This window comes from Plectonema cf. radiosum LEGE 06105 (assembly GCF_015207665.1).
In the GTDB taxonomy this organism is placed as follows: domain Bacteria; phylum Cyanobacteriota; class Cyanobacteriia; order Cyanobacteriales; family Nostocaceae; genus Rivularia; species Rivularia radiosa_A.
Genome location: NZ_JADEWL010000008.1, coordinates 43536 through 60771, shown reverse-complemented (window position 1 = coordinate 60771; position 17236 = coordinate 43536). Strand labels below are relative to the sequence as shown.

General features: G+C 38.1%; 15 protein-coding genes. 5 read left to right on the top strand and 10 right to left on the bottom strand.

The window, feature by feature from the left end:
- The first annotated feature begins 385 nt into the window (after positions 1–385).
- Positions 386–3619, top strand: coding sequence for a glycoside hydrolase family 15 protein (locus IQ247_RS04045; protein WP_193917310.1), 3234 nt, complete (start codon positions 386–388; stop codon positions 3617–3619).
- 346 nt (positions 3620–3965) lie between these two features.
- Positions 3966–4817: an RpnC/YadD family protein gene (locus IQ247_RS04040; RefSeq protein WP_193917308.1), complete on the top strand. Its 852-nt coding sequence runs from the start codon at positions 3966–3968 to the stop codon at positions 4815–4817.
- 113 nt (positions 4818–4930) lie between these two features.
- Here IQ247_RS04040 and IQ247_RS04035 read toward each other — a convergent pair whose 3' ends face one another.
- The 7 genes from IQ247_RS04035 to IQ247_RS04005 all read right to left on the bottom strand — a co-directional run bounded on the left by IQ247_RS04035 (position 4931) and on the right by IQ247_RS04005 (position 11646).
- On the bottom strand, positions 4931–6406 hold the full coding sequence (locus IQ247_RS04035; RefSeq protein ID WP_193917306.1) for a TrkH family potassium uptake protein: 1476 nt from the start codon (positions 6404–6406) through the stop codon (positions 4931–4933).
- Positions 6407–7069, bottom strand: a complete 663-nt coding sequence (locus IQ247_RS04030) for a potassium channel family protein (protein WP_193917304.1) — start codon at positions 7067–7069, stop codon at positions 6407–6409.
- A gap of 129 nt (positions 7070–7198) precedes the next feature.
- Complete coding sequence (locus IQ247_RS04025; protein WP_193917302.1) at positions 7199–7606, bottom strand: potassium channel family protein; 408 nt, start codon at positions 7604–7606, stop codon at positions 7199–7201.
- Between the two features lie 28 nt (positions 7607–7634).
- Complete coding sequence (locus tag IQ247_RS04020) at positions 7635–8294, bottom strand: sigma-54-dependent transcriptional regulator (protein WP_193917299.1); 660 nt, start codon at positions 8292–8294, stop codon at positions 7635–7637.
- Positions 8287–10143, bottom strand: coding sequence for a sensor histidine kinase (locus IQ247_RS04015; RefSeq protein ID WP_193917297.1), 1857 nt, complete (start codon positions 10141–10143; stop codon positions 8287–8289). Before IQ247_RS04015 ends, IQ247_RS04020 begins: the two co-directional genes overlap by 8 nt.
- A gap of 194 nt (positions 10144–10337) precedes the next feature.
- Positions 10338–11162 carry a sugar phosphate nucleotidyltransferase gene (locus tag IQ247_RS04010; RefSeq protein WP_193917295.1) on the bottom strand — a complete coding sequence of 275 codons (825 nt, stop codon included), beginning with the start codon at positions 11160–11162 and terminating at the stop codon, positions 10338–10340.
- Positions 11163–11328: 166 nt separating this feature from the next.
- Positions 11329–11646: a YkvA family protein gene (locus IQ247_RS04005; protein WP_193917292.1), complete on the bottom strand. Its 318-nt coding sequence runs from the start codon at positions 11644–11646 to the stop codon at positions 11329–11331.
- A gap of 225 nt (positions 11647–11871) precedes the next feature.
- Here IQ247_RS04005 and IQ247_RS04000 point away from each other — a divergent pair, with 225 nt between their 5' ends.
- Both IQ247_RS04000 and IQ247_RS03995 read left to right on the top strand, forming a co-directional pair.
- Complete coding sequence (locus IQ247_RS04000; protein WP_193917290.1) at positions 11872–12663, top strand: MotA/TolQ/ExbB proton channel family protein; 792 nt, start codon at positions 11872–11874, stop codon at positions 12661–12663.
- A 260-nt stretch (positions 12664–12923) separates the two neighbouring features.
- Positions 12924–13655 (top strand): ExbD/TolR family protein, encoded by a 732-nt coding sequence (locus IQ247_RS03995; protein WP_193917288.1) that lies wholly within the window; start codon positions 12924–12926, stop codon positions 13653–13655.
- A gap of 139 nt (positions 13656–13794) precedes the next feature.
- On the opposite strand, the gene psb29 is transcribed toward IQ247_RS03995, so the two are convergent.
- Complete coding sequence (gene psb29, locus IQ247_RS03990; RefSeq protein ID WP_193917287.1) at positions 13795–14496, bottom strand: photosystem II biogenesis protein Psp29; 702 nt, start codon at positions 14494–14496, stop codon at positions 13795–13797.
- A 274-nt stretch (positions 14497–14770) separates the two neighbouring features.
- On the opposite strand from psb29, the gene IQ247_RS03985 reads away from it, so the two are divergent.
- The gene (locus IQ247_RS03985) at positions 14771–15367 is read left to right on the top strand and encodes a chromophore lyase CpcT/CpeT (RefSeq protein WP_193917285.1); all 597 of its coding nucleotides are present in this window, start codon (positions 14771–14773) and stop codon (positions 15365–15367) included.
- 161 nt (positions 15368–15528) lie between these two features.
- Here IQ247_RS03985 and IQ247_RS03980 read toward each other — a convergent pair whose 3' ends face one another.
- Together IQ247_RS03980 and hemF are read right to left on the bottom strand one after the other, a co-directional pair.
- Positions 15529–15897: an STAS domain-containing protein gene (locus IQ247_RS03980; RefSeq protein WP_193917283.1), complete on the bottom strand. Its 369-nt coding sequence runs from the start codon at positions 15895–15897 to the stop codon at positions 15529–15531.
- Between the two features lie 236 nt (positions 15898–16133).
- A complete protein-coding gene (hemF, locus tag IQ247_RS03975; RefSeq protein WP_193917281.1) occupies positions 16134–17174 on the bottom strand; it encodes an oxygen-dependent coproporphyrinogen oxidase in 1041 nt (346 codons plus the stop codon).
- Positions 17175–17236 lie beyond the last annotated feature (62 nt).

The window sequence follows — 17236 nt, the reverse complement described above, 5'->3', positions numbered from 1 at the left end:
GTTTTAGCAGTTTTAATTAAAGCTTTGATAACTCGCCGAGCAAGCAAGCGGACACTCTAGTTAATTAACTGAATTACCAATTATATAGGACTTACGCAAAACCCAACAGAAGTAGTGGTAATTCATGAATTACCACTACCCAAGAATCACTTTTTCAGTCATATATTGCGTAAGTCCTATTATATTGACAATCATTGACTGCGAAGATAAGCTGATTATTTAATTAGTACTTGTGTATTTGCAATCAATAATCATAAATAATTAACCAGCTAATGAAAGTCACTCATATTGCTAGTAAAGATTACAAAAGTTAAGCTGTTGTTGCTTCTATAATTCAGTTTACGCTCATAGGATAAAACCTCGGCAAGAGTCATCGAATTAGATTATGTTTAGAACTCTACAGTTGCTTCCTCGTCTAGAATACTATTATCAGCAAATCAAAACGATTATTCTTTCGCGTCAAAACCCGATTACAGGTTTGCTACCGGCTTCCACAGCAATAACGGCTCACGGAGACTACACAGACGCTTGGGTGCGTGATAACGTTTACAGTATTTTAGCGGTTTGGGGATTAGCGTTAGCTTATCGCAAAGTTGATGAAGATAAAGGACGCACTTACGAATTAGAACACAGTGCGATCAAGTTAATGCGGGGATTGTTATTCTCGATGATGCGACAAGCTCATAAAGTAGAACAATTTAAGCATACTCAATCACATGCTGATGCTTTACACGCTAAATACAATACTGCAACTGGGGATATTGTTGTCGGTGATGATGAATGGGGACATTTGCAGCTTGATGCAACATCAATATATTTACTGATGTTGGCACAAATGACTGCTTCGGGGGTGCAATTAGTTTACACTCTTGATGAAGTGGATTTCGTCCAAAATTTAGTTTACTATATCGGACGAGCTTATCGTACCCCAGATTATGGAATTTGGGAACGAGGCAATAAAATAAATCATGGGAATGCAGAATTAAATGCTAGTTCCGTTGGTATGGCAAAAGCTGCGCTACAAGCAATTAACGGACTGGATTTATTTGGAGTACATGGAAGTAGAGCATCGGTAATTCACGTCTTACCAGATGAAATTGCCCGCGCTCGCATTACGTTAGAATATTTATTGCCAAGAGAATCGGCTTCTAAAGAAATTGATGCAGCACTTTTGAGCGTAATTAGTTTTCCGGCTTTTGCAGTGGAAGATGAAAGTTTACGTCAACGTACTTTAGAAGAGATAATTAATAAATTAGAAGGTAACTACGGTTGTAAGCGATTTTTACGCGACGGACATCAAACAGTTTTAGAAGATAGTCAACGCTTGCATTACGAACCCAGCGAACTTAAGCAATTTGAGCATATAGAATGTGAATGGCCTTTATTTTTCACTTATTTACTCTTAGATGGGTTATTTCGGGGAGAGCAAGAAAAAATTAAGCATTATCAGCAGAGTTTAGAATTTACTTTAGTTGAACGCGATAATTTGCGTTTGCTACCGGAAGTTTATTACGTACCCGAAAAAAATATCGAAGCCGAGAAACAAGCACCCGGAACTCAAAAACGTTTACCTAATGAAAATGTTCCTTTAGTATGGGCGCAAAGTTTATATTTTTTGGGACAAATGTTGAGTGAAAAATTGCTATTTGTGGGAGATATTGATCCATTAGGCAGATATTTATCTGTAGGAAGAGAGCGACAACCGATAGTACAAATTGCTTTGTTAGCAGAGGATGAAGATTTACAGGCTAAATTAGCAATTCGGGGGATTCAAACAGAAACTTTATTACAAATAAAACCAATTCAAGTGCGTCAAGCTGGCGATTTAATCGCAATTTATCAAGGAATTGGCTGTAATGAAAAACTGGGTTTAACCGGAAGACCAGCAAGACTTCCGAGAAGTTTAACTACTTCGAGAATTTTTCGTATTGATCATGAAACTGTTGTATTTTTACCTTCTTTTTTAGATTCAGAGCAGTTTTACTTAACCTTAGATTATCACTTTCTCGTCGCTCAACTTAAAAGTGAACTCGCTTACATTGAAAAATATTGGAGCGATAATGGTCGTCCGACTTTAACTTTAATGTTAACCCGCACCATGTTAGAAACAGGTAGCGAAGCATTATTATCATTAATGGAAGAACTTCAAGAAGGTGTTTGTAACGGTGTACGGGTAAAATTGGGCAGACTAAATCAGTTAATGCTCACCGCTAACATTCAAAGAATTGATTTACAACAAAATTTTGAATTTCAACAATCACCAGTTACAAACATTGCTCCTCGTAGCTCCTATTTACTTTATAATCCCAACAATAACTGGTTATTAGAACATACTCAAGAATTTCAAATGGAATGCGAAACCAATCTGAAATTATTGCTTGATTCCTTACGTTCTTCCGATAATCTTTACGAACAAATTGAATTATTACAGGCATTAACTCGCTTACAAGGACTTGATTTTGATACCGGCTTTGGTGAAATTAATCATACTGTAAAAGTATCGGATTTACTTGATGAAGTTTACTATAAAGCAGGGGAAATTGGACTTTGGGCTGTCGTGCGTCGCGCTGCGGGATTGCTGCAAATGGCAGATATGCGCTTGTCAGATATAGTCACCAGCCTTTTAGCACGAGGGAAACAAATTGCAGTCGGCAAAGCCTACAGTGAAGCATCCTTAATCATCGTACCCCTTTCCCACAAAGAAATAGTCGAAAAAATCAAAAACTTCTGTCGTGAAGATGTTAGAGATGGTGTTTTAACTCAAGAAATACTGATTTATCTACGTACCTTAATTAATTCCGAACCAGAATTATTTCAAGGATTACTTACTATTAGAACAGGATATCTCATCTTATTTATTACCAGCAAACTTGCTAGAAAATTAGATATTACTCAAGATGAAGCCTACGAACACTTGATGCAATTATCACCTTTTCAAGTAAAAACACAATTAAAAGATTGTTTGTTAGAATATTCCGGCATGAATCAGTTATTACGTCAGCAAGAATCACTTCATATCAAACAGAAAGAAAACGAAATAGATTGGCTATTGCAACCAGTTAATATAGACACAATAGAAGTACCAACAGGAGGATGGCGAAGATATCGACAAGCAGAAGGAGCAATCAACCGCGTACCCGAAGATTTCTTTGCACGAGTTTGGCAATTAATGCATCATTGTAAAGGCTTAATCATCGGTGATAAATTAGAACGTCGTAACCGCTTGGATAGTCAATTACTGATATCAGAAATGACTGCCGGAGAAAAGAATTTTGCCTTAAGAGTCGAACATTTGTTAAACAAAATCGAAGCTCCAGAATACCGTCAAGTAAACGTTGAAGCCCTAATGGAACTAGCGGCGATCGCCAAAAATAATCCCGATTTAGAAATACGTGAATATATTGTTTTAGATGTATTAATTGGTCACGCTGTGCGACTGAACTGGTTAAATAATCAACCCGAAAGAAGCCATAAATACGACGAAGACAAAGCCGCAGCTTGGCGATATTTTTACAATACATCTCCTCAAGAATGTGCGAGTAACATTGTCAAAGCATTAAGATTCTTGACAGAATTTGGTGATGAATTTGTAGTTAGTGATATTGAAGTGGAAGTATAATTAACAAATAAAAATGAAATTTTTGTAGGGTGTGTTAGACGCTTGAATATTTATTGTATTAACGATAATTTGAAATGCGTCTAACGCACCATCGGCTTATAAGTAAATTACAGATAATTTTTTCTCAATGAAACTAGATTTGACAAGCCTAATTTAACTAATGCAAATCTTTTAAATGTCAATTTATCTAATTACAAAATAAAAAGCTCTAGTTCTATTCTTTGCAACACTATAATGCCAGATGGCAGCATAAGAAATCCATAAGATTTAGATATTTAAAACAATTCATCCATTTTCTTCCCCAAAATATTAAAATAATTATCTCGACTCCTGCATCTACCTTTCCATGACAAAATCCGCCGATATCAGCAGCAAAAGAATAATTAGCCTCGCACCAGAAAACTGGGTAAAGTGGGTAACTCAAATTCCCGACATCACAGCAACAGAAATTCTCGACTCGGAATTTCAATGGATAAGCCGAGAATCCGACGTACTTATCCGCGCTCAAAGTCCCCAATTTGGTGAATTTCTGGTTTTAAACGAGTTACAATTACGCTATAAAGCTGAAATGCCCAGACGAATGCGGGCTTACATAGCATTAGCAGAAGAGAAATATAATCTTCCGATTTATCCAGTATTAATAAATATTCTCAAAGTTAGTGAAACCGAAATCCCTGCTCGTTACGAGTCGGAATTTGCAGGAATAATAGCCCGTCAAGATTATCGCGTAATTAACTTGTGGGAAGTCGATGTTGAAACAGCATTTCAACAAAACTTATCTTCTCTACTCCCCTTTGTACCAATTCTTAAAGATGGTGCAGAAGAATCAATCATACAGCAAGCCTTACAAAAGCTTCGTGCAGATGAAGACTTAAATCAATTAGAAACCGTTTTAGCGTTTTTTGCTACCTTCGTAATAGATAGCGCATTAGTTAAACAAATCATGAGGTGGGATATGGCTATATTAAGTGAATCTCCTTGGTATCAACAGATTTTGAGAGAAGGGGAAGCACGAGGAAGACGAGAAGGAATAATATCTGGAATTGAACTTGATTTAGAAATCAAATTCGGTAACGAAGGATTGCAGTTAATGCCACAAATCTCTCAAATTACCGATTTAGAAAAACTCAAAGTAATTCAAAGAGGTGTTAAAACTGTAAATTCTTTAGAAGAATTGCGGGGATTAATTTCTTTTTAATACAAAATAACGGATTTTAAAAAACCGCAGAGACGCAGAGAGCGCGGAGGAAAGAAATTTAGAGAGAAAAGAAAGTAATATCTTTACTCTGCGTACCTTTGCGTTTAAAAAACTCACGCCAAAATCGGACGAGTATCGCGCAGTAAACGTACTACTCCCACAAACACCGTAAAGAATTCTAAACGTCCTAAAAACATTCCCAAAATTTCTGCCCATAATAAACCAGGTGCAGCATCGGCAGCCGTTACCCCCACGGATAAACCTACGGTTCCCATTGCGCTGGCATATTCAAACAAACTTTCTTGCAGCGAATAACCGTAAGCAGCGATAATCCCGCTTCCAATACCAAATACCATCAAGTAAAGAAATACAAATATACTAATTTGTTTAATTTGGTCGTTTTGCAGAAATTGACGTTGATCGCCTTGCCAAATATGGGCTTCATTTACTGCCGCTGCTGGCATTAACATCCGCCGTACTTCCCAAATTAAAGCGCGGTAAAGAATATATACGCGCATTTGTTTAATACCGCCTGCTGTGGAACCGCTTCCCCCACCGATCAACATTAACAGTATTAATATCAACCATCCTAAACCATTCCAGTCAGTATATCCCACAGTTGAAAAGCCGGTTGTGGAAAGAGCGGTAATGGTTTCAAATATAGATACTCGAAAAGATTTCCCTAAGTTGGGATAAAGTGGCAAAACTACACCAAACAGCAAAACGATGCTACACAATACGTATAGGAAAAATTGTAGCCGGATTTGTCCGTTACGCATCACCGATTTAAACTTACCCGTCAGCAACATATAGCTAGTAACAAAATTCAACGCCCCTAGAATCATCAATACATTTGTTACCACTTCCACGGCAGTATTATCCCAGTAACCGATAGATTCGGGACGAGTGGAAAACCCACCTGTAGAGATAGCAGCAAAGGAATGGTTGACTGCATCAAACCAACTCATCCCCGCTAAATTCAGCGCGATGGTTCCTGCGACTATATATCCTAAATAAATGCCCAAAACCAGCTTTGCCGATCGCCGCACGTTAGGAACCAACTGTTCGGTACGTCCTTCCGCACTCGCTAAACCAGAACCACTAGGTCCTGCGATCGCGCTCAATGTAATAATCGCCAATCCGGCGCCACCAAACAGTTCGATGATGCTGCGGTAAAGTAATATTAGCCGGGAAGCTTTAGTTACATCTACCACGGACAACCCTGTAGTTGTCCAACCACTGGTAGATTCAAACATTGCTTGGGTAAAGTTCAAATTCTGCACCGTCATTAACGGTACCGTACCCACAATAATTGCTACTAACCACGACAAAACAACAATTACCGCACCTTCTTGTAATGTCAAACTGGTAGCTTTTTTCGGAGCTAAAGAACGCCATAAGATAAAGCCTATAGCGCAAAGTATTATACCGGGTACGAGAAAACCCCAACCCAATGAAAGCTCTTCGGGGTAAAAAATTAATGCGATCAGGGGTGAAAGAATACCGAGTCCGGAAATCAGACAAACTAAACCCGTATAACCGAAGATAGCGCGATAACGTTGGCGTAAAAAGCTTTTGTAACGACTCACTTAAACTTTCTCCCCCATAATTACACGTTGAGCCTTAGCAGAGTAATCCGACTGGCTAATTAAAATTAGGCGATCGCCACTCCGCAAACGGCTGTATTCCTTAACTTGCAAGACACTTCCACCGCGAATAATACAGGCAATAGCAGCTCCATTTAGATTCAGTTGTTCGGGAGTTTTCTCTACAGCAGGACTGTCATCTTGCAGCGTCATTTCTGTTAAAGTAACTTCCGTATCTGCTACGGGAAGTAAATTCTTAATATCTTGAATATCCGCTTGCTGTTCAATTAAAGAACCGAGAACTTCTGTTGCTGAAAATGCTTGAGTCACACCCAATTTTTGGAAAACCTCACGGTTGTCGGGGTCATTAACTAAGGCTATAGTCCGAGGTACCCCATAACGGTCTTGAGCAATTTGACAAGCAACAAGATTATCTTGATCAAAAGCCGTCAAAGCCAACAAAACATCAGCACTATAGGCACCAGCTTCTTGAAGTATAGTTGGGTTACTCCCGTCACCTTTAATAACCGTTGCTTTCAGCTTACGAGACAATCTTAAAGCTTGGGTTTCATCGGGAGTAATAATAGTTAGTTCATAGCCCTTACTAGCAAACTGCCTGCCTAAAAAATAAGCTAATTTATCACTGCCAATTAGAATGATTTTCATGAATTATTATTAAAGGTCAAAGGTCAAAGGTCAAAGATCAAAGGTCAAAGTTGAGAGGTAAATATTGAAATTACTAAAAACTATCTACTAACAACTAACAACTATCTACTAACAACTATCTACTAACAACTAACCAATTGTTTTTACAAAAGCTTCCGCAGAAAGTTGCGTCGGACTAATGGTTTCAATGCCAAAGTCGCGGTAAATTGCTTCGCGATTTGGGTCGAATACACGAGCTAATACCGTCGGAATCTCAAACAATTTTTTAGCAATTTGCGCCACCATAATATTGATGTTGTCAGAGTCGGTAACGGCTAGCAAGCAATCGGCTTTACCGGCTTTCGCAGTTCGTAATACTGCTAATTCGGTTGCATCCCCAACAATTTTAAAACCGCTAAATTCACCTCCCAAACTCTCAAAAGCAGATTCGTTAAGGTCGATAACTACAACAGAATTACCTTGATCGCTTAATTGAGTCCCCAAAATTGAACCCAAACGTCCGCAACCTACTACTACAATATATTGAGATTTTGCCATAACATTCCTATTTCTTATTCTCCATGACCTACATCTTCAAACGATTATATTTTGGCGAACTTGTAGCTCGTTCCAAATTTTTCTGTGCTGGTCTGTAAGCTGGATCTAAATCTATAGCGACGCGATAATTTTTTAGTGCTTGGAGATTATCGCCAGTTACTTCCAAAAGTTCTCCCAACATATTGAATATTTCGGCATTATTAGGATTTGCACCAATTGCTTGTTTAACTAACGTTATCGCTTCATCAAATTGTCGTTTACTGATGCGATGTTTTGCCGCTGACATTAATGAATCGTAGTCTGTTGGTAAATCTGAAATGTCTTCTCTACCTAATACTCTCGCTACGAATTCACGAATTTCTTTAGGGGTAAAAGGCTTTTGAATAAAGTCTACCGCTCCTAATTTCATTGCTTCTACGGCATTTTCAACGTTACCGTGAGCCGATATCATAATTACGTGTAAATCGGGTAGACGTTCTTTTGCTGTTTCCAATACTTCTAAGCCGTTCATGCCCGGCATTTGCAAGTCCAGTAACATTAACTGAGGGTCATATTCCTCAAGTTGAGCCAGTGCTTCTCCTCCGTCGATCGCAGTTTTAACGGTATAACCTTGCGGTTCCAAACATTGCGCTACCGTTAATCGAATATTTTTTTCATCATCTACAACTAAAATGCGTGCTTCAGACATGAGTTAATTCTCCTTGTTGATTAGAATTTACAATAATGGGCAGTGTAAAAGTAAACGTGCTACCCTGATCCACTGTGGAATCTACCCAGATAATACCGCCGTGAGCTTTGATCATTTCTTTGCAAATAGCCAAGCCTAAGCCGCTACCACCGATATCCCGCTCTGTTTTGACCTGTACAAACTTGTCAAAAATTTTGCTTTGATATGCGGGGTCGATTCCTTGTCCATCATCGGTGACAGAAAAATAAATCCAGTTACCGTGTTGTTTGGCTGCAATTTCAATTTGCGATTTTGCATAGCGTAAAGCGTTTGCTACCAAATTTGTTAGCACCCAAGTAATTTTGTTAGGATCGGCATTTACTTGCGGTAATTTTTCTGCTACTTTTTTATTTAATTGAATATTTTTTTCCTGGGTTTGTATCTGAAATAGCGATATTACTTTATCAATAATCAGATTAGCTTCAATCGGTGCCTTTTCCAGATCAATTCGACCAGATTCTATCTTAGAAAGGTCGAGTAAATCGTTAACTAAACTCCGCAAACGCTGTACATCTTCGGAAGCTGCTTGTAATAATTCCTGCTCTCTTTCTGATAATTTTTCCTGTGCGGTTTCTATAAGTAAATCAATACTCATCGCCATTCCCGTTAAAGGAGTCCGCAACTCGTGAGAAGCAGTCATCACAAAATCGCTTTTAAGCTGGTCGATTTGCTTAAATTTCGTCACATCTTGCAACAGCAACACTACACCCAATCGTTTACCATCTTCAGTTTTTACGGGAGTAGTAAAGTAGCGATAATAATACTGAATACCGTTTTTTTCTAAACCTAAAACCGATTCGTCTGGATTTAATTGAGAAGACTCTCCAGATTCCGCTGTAGCTTGAATTCGATTGTACAAATCACGGTTTTCAACAACTTCTAAATAATGTCTTCCTTCTGCTAAGTTAGGTTTAGCATTAAATAATCTTGCCGCTGTGGGATTAATATCAATAATATTACAGTGGTCATCTACTACTATAATTCCATCGGTAATGCTATCAATAATCGCTTCATTGCGCTGTTTTTGGGCAATAATAGTATTAACATTCAATGCGTGAAACTGCTGGAGCTTTTGACTCATTGAGTTAATTTCTCCTGCCAAATGTCCCAACTCATCATTAAATTGCACCGGAATATTCACATCATAATTACCTTGGGCAATTTCCTCAGTAGCTTGTGTAATTTTACGGAGAGGGCGGGTTAAATTGTTAGAGAGAATTAAGCTGAAAATTAATCCTAATACAGCAGCAGAAGAACCTGCAAAAATCATTGATGCGATCGCATTTCTAGAAGTAACCTGTGCTTGTTGCGAAGCTGCTTCCATCGTCTGCTGATTCAAATTGCGTAACTCGATAGAAGCTTGACGCACCGCTTCAAACTTCGGTAAAACCGATCGATTATAAAAACTTCTCGCCGTTTCGGGTTGATTTTGTAAAGAACGAAATTGAGCAACACTGGTAAGATACTCTCGATAGCTTTTTTCTAACTTGGTTAAAATATCAGCTTCGCCATTGATAGTAATATTATCCTTAGCCCGCGCTAACCATTGCAAAAACTCAACTTGATTATTTGCAAATAAAGCAATCCCATTAGTATTACCTGGCGACAACGAAATCAAATTCGCACTATCTTGACGCTCCAAAGCTTCCACCATTCCCTGAGCAGCGCGAATACTGCGGTAATTTTCCCGCAAAATCGCTTCACTAGCTCGTCCCAAACGCCAAAGATTTGCTACACCCCAAGCACCAACAAGGAGAATTAAAGCAAGACTAATACCATAACCAGCGAGAATCTTAGTTCTCAGCTTCACCACAACCTCTTTAATTGCAAATGAAATTAGAATACCAAGATTGGGTTTACATTCCTCTCCTTCCTGCGACGGAATGTTAGTTTATCTTTAGATAGTGGTTGTATTTAAAGTATTAAGAAAAGCAAGAATTAAATAAATCTCTCCTCCGCGAAACTTTGCGTTTCCCTCCGCGTACCTTAGCGTTAAAAAAATAATTACTCAAACCCACCAGCAAACCCCCGCACCGCAGTAATCAAATCATCCGGAGTCCCAATATCTAAATAACTACCATTTATAAAAGCTTCCGCTTCTACTTGTAAACCTTTACTTATAGCAGCTTGAATTACGTTACCAATGGGAATTTCAGGTAAATGCGGTAAATTTATATCTTGTTTAATCGCAATTAAATATTCATGCAGAAACTTACTAAAGCTAGGTTGCCAAACAGCAATTGCCCACATAAAATGCAAATTTGAATCAAGTGGCTTTTCAATTATTGAATAAACTTTGCCCGTATCATCAAAATTTACCATACCGGCTTTCTGGGGTTTATCTGTAGGAAATAGCCCTAAAACCACATCAGCCTTACTAGATTCCAATTTTTTTAATATCTGTATATAAGCATCTTTTGGTTGAAATAAAATATCAGGAAAACCCAAAGCTACCACAGTATCCTTTACAAAAGGATAAGCACTATCCAAAGTAAAAGGTACACCATAAGGTAAACCCATAATCAAATATCCCAAATTCATCGAAAGCATCGCACCATCACCGAAATATGCCGGAATATCCCATTTACCCGGACGCAAAATAAAATATGCTTTATCAATACCTGCTAACTGCATTTTTTCGAGCAAGTAATGAGAAACAACTTTAGGGCGTAAATTATTTTGATTGTTAATTTGAGTATTTTTATAAATATTATTATTACTATTACCTTGAAAACCCACAGGATATAATTCCTTACTCAAAGGTAAAGGAGAAATCCGCGTAGCCTTTCCACCAGCAGGAATCAATCCGATAACGGGACGCTTGCTCATAATATAAGTAATTTTTAACTGCTAACTGCTAACTGCTAACTGATAACTGCTAACTGTTAACTGTTAACTGCTCACTGATAACTGATAACTGAAAAAACATCCCCCTTTCTCGACGGATTATTCTTCCAGAAAAAGGAGGTTAATAAGTTCTATTTCGCAATCTATATTATTTTACAGAGACAGCATCAACATCGATAGTACCTGCGTTCTTAGTAGCATCCTCAGAAGAATTAGCTGCTGTTTCCTTGTCTGTAACTCCTCTACGTGCTTTAAAACCTTCGATCAGAACTTGTGAGAATTCGCTAACCAATAGCGTTAACAAAAAAACATCATCAAGTTGTCCAACAATTGGGAAAATATCGGGAAGTAAGTCTACGGGACTAACAAAATATACGAGAGTCCCTAAAACTACCCACCAACGGTATTTAGGATTACGAATCAAACCACGATACCATTCATAAACTGATTGAATTGAAAATTTCATGATTTTAGCTTCTATTTAACTTTAATTTTGGCAAAATATGACCTAAACTTCCTGTGGGAATAACCGCCCTATGACGGTATGGAATATCCTACCAGCTATATAAAGGTTAGTTTGACTTACAACATACAGGTTCTTTTCACATTCAATGTAGAACTTGTACATTAATCTTTAAAATTAAAGTGGTGTGAGATATATGGTTGAGGATGAACGGAGGAGACTAAAAATATGAATATTCAAGAAATTGTACGCAAGATCGGACCAGTAGTATGGCCTTTGTTATTCTTTTCGGTTTTATCTTTGAGCGTGATTTTTGAGCGGATATGGTTCTGGTTAAGAATTTTAACTCAAGAAAGGAAAATTGTTGACCGTGTATTAGATGCGGCTCAAGATGATTGGAGTGTCGCAACGGAAATAGCTGAACGAGCAACCCACCAACCTATTGGGAGATTTCTTTATGCTCCTTTAGTTTTACCAAGGAGAGATCCCGAAACTTTTAGATTGGCTCTCGAATCCACCGCAGAGCATGAATTAGCTTTAATGCGTCGCGGCGAAAAAGTTTTAGAATTGGTGATTGCTGTTGCACCTCTACTCGGATTATTTGGTACGGTTTGGGGTTTGATTCAATCTCTCGAATCAATTAAAATCTCGGATTTGGGTACAGAAGCTAGTGCTGGAGTTCCAACGGGTATCGGAGAAGCGCTATACAGTACTTTAGCTGGATTAGTGGTGGCGATTTTCAGTTTGATATTCTACCGATGGTTTCAAGCTTTACTAGTTAATCAAGTCAAAGTTTTTCGTAAAGCTGGAAATGAGTTGGAGTTACTTTATCGTCAATTTCCTCCAACTGATAGCGATATTAAACCTGCTAGAAAAGCGTTATCTGAAGTAGTTGTTAGAGATAAGGATACTCCAGAAAATTCTCCGACTCCACGCAGACGAGGAAGAAATAAGTTTGTCGAACCTCCCCAAACAACAGATTCTGATTCACCTGCATCGCCAGATCAAGACTCACAATAAAATTATCCCTCAAATTATCCTTAAAATTACACTTGGATAATATACGCTCCACACACACTCCATAAACGTAATTATATGCTCTGCCAAGCTGTGTTTTTATCTTACATACAAAAACAGCAATAATATGGAGTAAGGCTGGTTTTCAAAACTTTTCAAATAAATTACGTTCAGTCCTTTTTTCTAATTGCAGGGTCAATTCTTCATCAAATACTTGCCACTTATCATTTAGATGCCTTTCTAACATCACTAGAATTAATCATATGAAAATAAACCTGAATAATCCCACCGAAGACATTCAAATTCAAATTATTCCCTTACTTGATGTTATTTTTTGCATTCTGACATTTTTTATTTTGGCATCCTTACAATTTACTCGCCAACAATCAATAAACATCGATTTACCTCAAGCTGAAACTGCGACATCTAGTTTACAATCACAGGAACAACGAGAAATTTTACCTGTCACCATTGATGCTGTTGGTCAAATTTATGTAGAGAAACAACCCGTACAGCGGTTTCAATTAGAAGATATTTTGAGAAACTATCTTGCAGCTAATCCTAGAGGTATTTTGGCTCTGTATGCTTCGCGATCGGCAACTTATAATGATGTAATTGAAATCCTCGATTTGCTGCGAAAAATCGGTGGCGATCGCGTATCTTTAGCAATTATACCTGGTACTTCAGAACAACCCGCGAATCCCGCAGAACCAATTCCTAATTTCCCTGTCAATCCAGGAACTACTCCAGGTGGAACACTACCATTACCAGATGGTTCTTTACCAGTTTCTCCTAATTTTCCGCAAAATGATCCAAATCTGAATTTACCTCCCGGTAGCACTCAAATTCCCCTTCCTAGCATCCCCAATCAACCGCAAACCGAACAGGGAATTCCCCCAAGAAGTCCTAGCGATAATAGCGGTTCCACAATTCCTCCAGCATCCGCTCCAACTAACCCACCTGCACCCGCTCAGACGAATCCCAGTCCTCAGTAAAGGAAGATGGGGAGAGGGGGAGAAATTAACTGTCAACTGTCAACTCCTAACTTCCAACTTCTAATTCCTAACTTATAAATCCGGTAGTCCAATCCAAAATCTAAAATCTAAGATCAAATGAATCTCATTTGATCGAGAATCATTCTTTACTCGGAGGTGTAACTGTAGTATCAGATTTTTGAGCGCGTTCAGAGCGTCTTTTACGCTCCGCTGCAATCATATCCGCCATTACTATCGCAGCTTGCGCCATTTTATCCAAGTTAGAGCGGTATAAATCTAAATCTTTACTCAGTTTTTCGTCAGATAGATGCAAACTATTTGCAATAATCTTGAAGGCTTCATTGCGATTTTTTTCGTCTTTAACCATTTCTGGATCTGACGATTCCAACAAAGTATATAACCCAATTGCAAATAAACGACTGTATTTAAACTTGGGATTGTTAGTAATATTTTCTAATAATTCTTGCAAGTCAGAATCATTACCCAAGCGCTTCTCGCTCAGATTGCTAACTAAATCTTTTCCCGGTAAGCTTTTAGCTATAGCTTCCAATCGTTGAGCATCTTGTCTGTATTTTTGTGGGTCTTCTTCCACCGACTTAATCAAAGCATTATAAATCGATTCAAAGTCCTCGTCGGGCTTATAACCCTGCATAAATCTATCAAAGGTAGTCACAACACCCAAAGCATAAATGGGGTCGTATTGGAAATCACTATTTACACTCAGTAGGTGCATTTCTACCATTAATTCTTCTACCACCCGACGATAAATCGTGTTGATTGGACGGGTGTGAAGACTGTAGAAAGTTCGCTTTGTTTCAGAGACTGTACGGACGTTATTCACGAAGTAATTTTTTTTTGAAATTTAAGGGCAATGTAAACTTATTCTCGCGCTTGTAGGCGACTTTGCCAAGTAATAGTTCACAAACTAAGCAATGTTCGTGAAAATTATCTTCAGTGCTAGTAAACAATTGTGGCTCTACAAATGGTTATTTTAGGTTGCAATCGATTGGTTACAACCATTTTTAAGGTATAGCGTTGATAAATCTAACTTGTTTTTTTATATAATCAACCCATATTAATCATAATAATTTAATATTTAATTTATATTTATATTTATGAATTCATCACCAAACTTAAGTACCTTAAAAGAATATCTAGCAGGTGAGTTTGATAATAAACAGCAAGCAATTGCAGAACCTGCTTGGTATGTTCATTTACATATGTGGCAAAGACCTGTACCTTTATTCCAGGAAGACAGTTTGACCTTATTTGCCGAGCAAGCGAATATCCTTAATTTAGAACAACCTTACCGTCAGCGTTTGTTGCGAATTACACAGCATATCGCCGATGCATCCTTCAAGGTACAATATTATATGTTTAAAAATCCAGCAGCTTGGCGTGGTGCGGGTCGGAATTTTGAGTTACTTAACGCTCTTGCCTCCGAAGAAGTAGATATACTACCCGGATGCGTTCTGAAAGTTAATGTAGAAACTCTTGCTCAAAATCAATACAAATTTATTGCAAAACCCATACCAGATAATCGTTGCACTTTTGATTATGATGGCAAAATCGTAGAAGTTTCTTTAGGATTTGAAGCAACTCAAAAAGAATTTCTCAGCTATGACAAAGGAATTGATTGCGAAACCCGAAAACCAACTTGGGGCGCGATTTTAGGTCCTTACCGCTACACTAAGTTACCAATAAAAAGTTAGGAGTTAGAAGTTAGGAGTTAGGAGTTAGAAATTAGGAGTTTATCGGTAAAAGCCTCTAAGTTGTAAAGTATTTATAAAAGGCTCTAGTTAGCAAATAGTAAAACAACTAACAACTAACAACTAACAACTAACAGCTAATAACTAACAACTAACTAACAATTTTAGCTAGCAATACTACGAGGTACACCTTCTAAAGCTTCCTCTTCAGTTTCAAATATTTCAAATACAGTATCCATCATAGTCACTTCAAATACTAGCTTTGCTTCCGGATGTACGTTACAAATACGGAAACTACCCTTTACTTTGTCCGCATCACGCATTCCAGCAACTAAAGAAGTAAGACCGGAACTATCAATAAAATTTACTTGTCCTAAATTTACAACTACATGAGGGCTAAGTTTAGAAATACATTCTTGCAGTTTCAGACGAAATTGCCAAGCTGTGGTTATGTCCAAACGACCAACAGGTGCTAAAACAATAACGGTATTTCCGTCCCCAGTTGTATAACTTTTTTGTTCTATATGAATCACAAAGTTTTCCCCTAAGACTGTTCAAACTAATGAATTAAATATTCCTATTTCTGCAAAATACTGCTCAAACTCATAGATGCTAATTTATTATCCCGATAACAATATCTTATGGATAGTTTCAAATAGCGAGTTGAATCAGCAATAGGATTTATTAATGCTGTAGCTAGAGGATAACAAGCTACAGCCTTAATTGTCACCTGGCAAAAATGTATATTTAGTAGTTTAACTCACATCATTTAAGTATGGCTCTGTTGCCAATTGACCCAATCTTGAGGTTTGAGAAAGGTTTCGTACAATTCTGCTTCTGCACTGTTGGGTTCTGGCTTATACCCATATTCCCAGCGTACCATCGGTGGCAAAGACATTAAAATAGACTCAGTACGACCGTTGGTTTGCAAACCGAAAATTGTGCCTCTGTCGTAAACTAAATTAAATTCCACATATCTACCGCGACGATATAGCTGAAAATTTCGTTGGCGATCGCCATATTCCATCGGGTGTCTTTTTTTGACGATTGGTAGATAAGCAGGTAAAAACGCTTGAGAGCATTCTTGAACAAAACTAAATATTTCTTCCCAATTACGGGATGGTAATTCTCCAATTTGATTGCTATATTTAGCGGCTGCTTTATCTTCGTAGGGGCCGCGATACAAAGCTCCGGTTCCATCTTGGTAATCGAAAAATAAACCGCCGATACCCCTGGTTTCTTGACGATGCTTGAGGTAAAAATATTCATCGCACCAGTGTTTGAACACCGGATAATATTCTTGATGATGGCGATCGCAAGCTTGTTTAAAAGTTTTATGAAAATGCATTGCATCTTCAGCAAAAGGATAGTATGGAGTCATATCCGCACCACCACCAAACCACCAAACTGGACCGGCTTCAAAGTAGCGATAATTCAAATGGACAGTAGGAACATAGGGATTGCGGGGGTGCAGCACCATTGAAGTTCCCGTCGCATAAAACTTGTGTCCTTCGGCTTCCGGACGGTTAGCTAAAATTGAAGGTGGTAAATGAGAACCCCAAACTTCAGAAAAATTTACACCACCTTGTTCAAAGATTGCACCCTCACGTAAAACTCGCGAACGTCCACCACCGCCTTCGGGACGTTCCCAACTATCTTCTTGAAATTCTCCCACTCCATCAAGTTCAGTTAAAGCTTGAGAAATTTCATCTTGCAATTGTTTCATAAACTCACTGACTCTAGCTTTCGCGTCAGATGGTGGTAAAGATTGAGCAGAAGATGATATTTGAGAGGTTGGTGATGTCAACATAATAAATTTTTAGACCTAAATGAAATGACGATTTTTAGTTTTATTATTTGGAACTGTCCGGC

Excerpts from the sequence above, each read along its gene's own strand:
- IQ247_RS04045 (WP_193917310.1), top strand. The coding sequence starts at position 386 with ATGTTTAGAACTCTACAGTTGCTTCCTCGTCTAGAATACTATTATCAG.
- IQ247_RS04040 (WP_193917308.1), top strand. The coding sequence starts at position 3,966 with ATGACAAAATCCGCCGATATCAGCAGCAAAAGAATAATTAGCCTCGCA.
- IQ247_RS04030 (WP_193917304.1), bottom strand. The coding sequence starts at position 7,069 with ATGAAAATCATTCTAATTGGCAGTGATAAATTAGCTTATTTTTTAGGC.
- IQ247_RS04025 (WP_193917302.1), bottom strand. The coding sequence starts at position 7,606 with ATGGCAAAATCTCAATATATTGTAGTAGTAGGTTGCGGACGTTTGGGT.
- IQ247_RS04020 (WP_193917299.1), bottom strand. The coding sequence starts at position 8,294 with ATGTCTGAAGCACGCATTTTAGTTGTAGATGATGAAAAAAATATTCGA.
- IQ247_RS04010 (WP_193917295.1), bottom strand. The coding sequence starts at position 11,162 with ATGAGCAAGCGTCCCGTTATCGGATTGATTCCTGCTGGTGGAAAGGCT.
- IQ247_RS04005 (WP_193917292.1), bottom strand. The coding sequence starts at position 11,646 with ATGAAATTTTCAATTCAATCAGTTTATGAATGGTATCGTGGTTTGATT.
- IQ247_RS04000 (WP_193917290.1), top strand. The coding sequence starts at position 11,872 with ATGAATATTCAAGAAATTGTACGCAAGATCGGACCAGTAGTATGGCCT.
- IQ247_RS03995 (WP_193917288.1), top strand. The coding sequence starts at position 12,924 with ATGAAAATAAACCTGAATAATCCCACCGAAGACATTCAAATTCAAATT.
- IQ247_RS03985 (WP_193917285.1), top strand. The coding sequence starts at position 14,771 with ATGAATTCATCACCAAACTTAAGTACCTTAAAAGAATATCTAGCAGGT.
- hemF (WP_193917281.1), bottom strand. The coding sequence starts at position 17,174 with ATGTTGACATCACCAACCTCTCAAATATCATCTTCTGCTCAATCTTTA.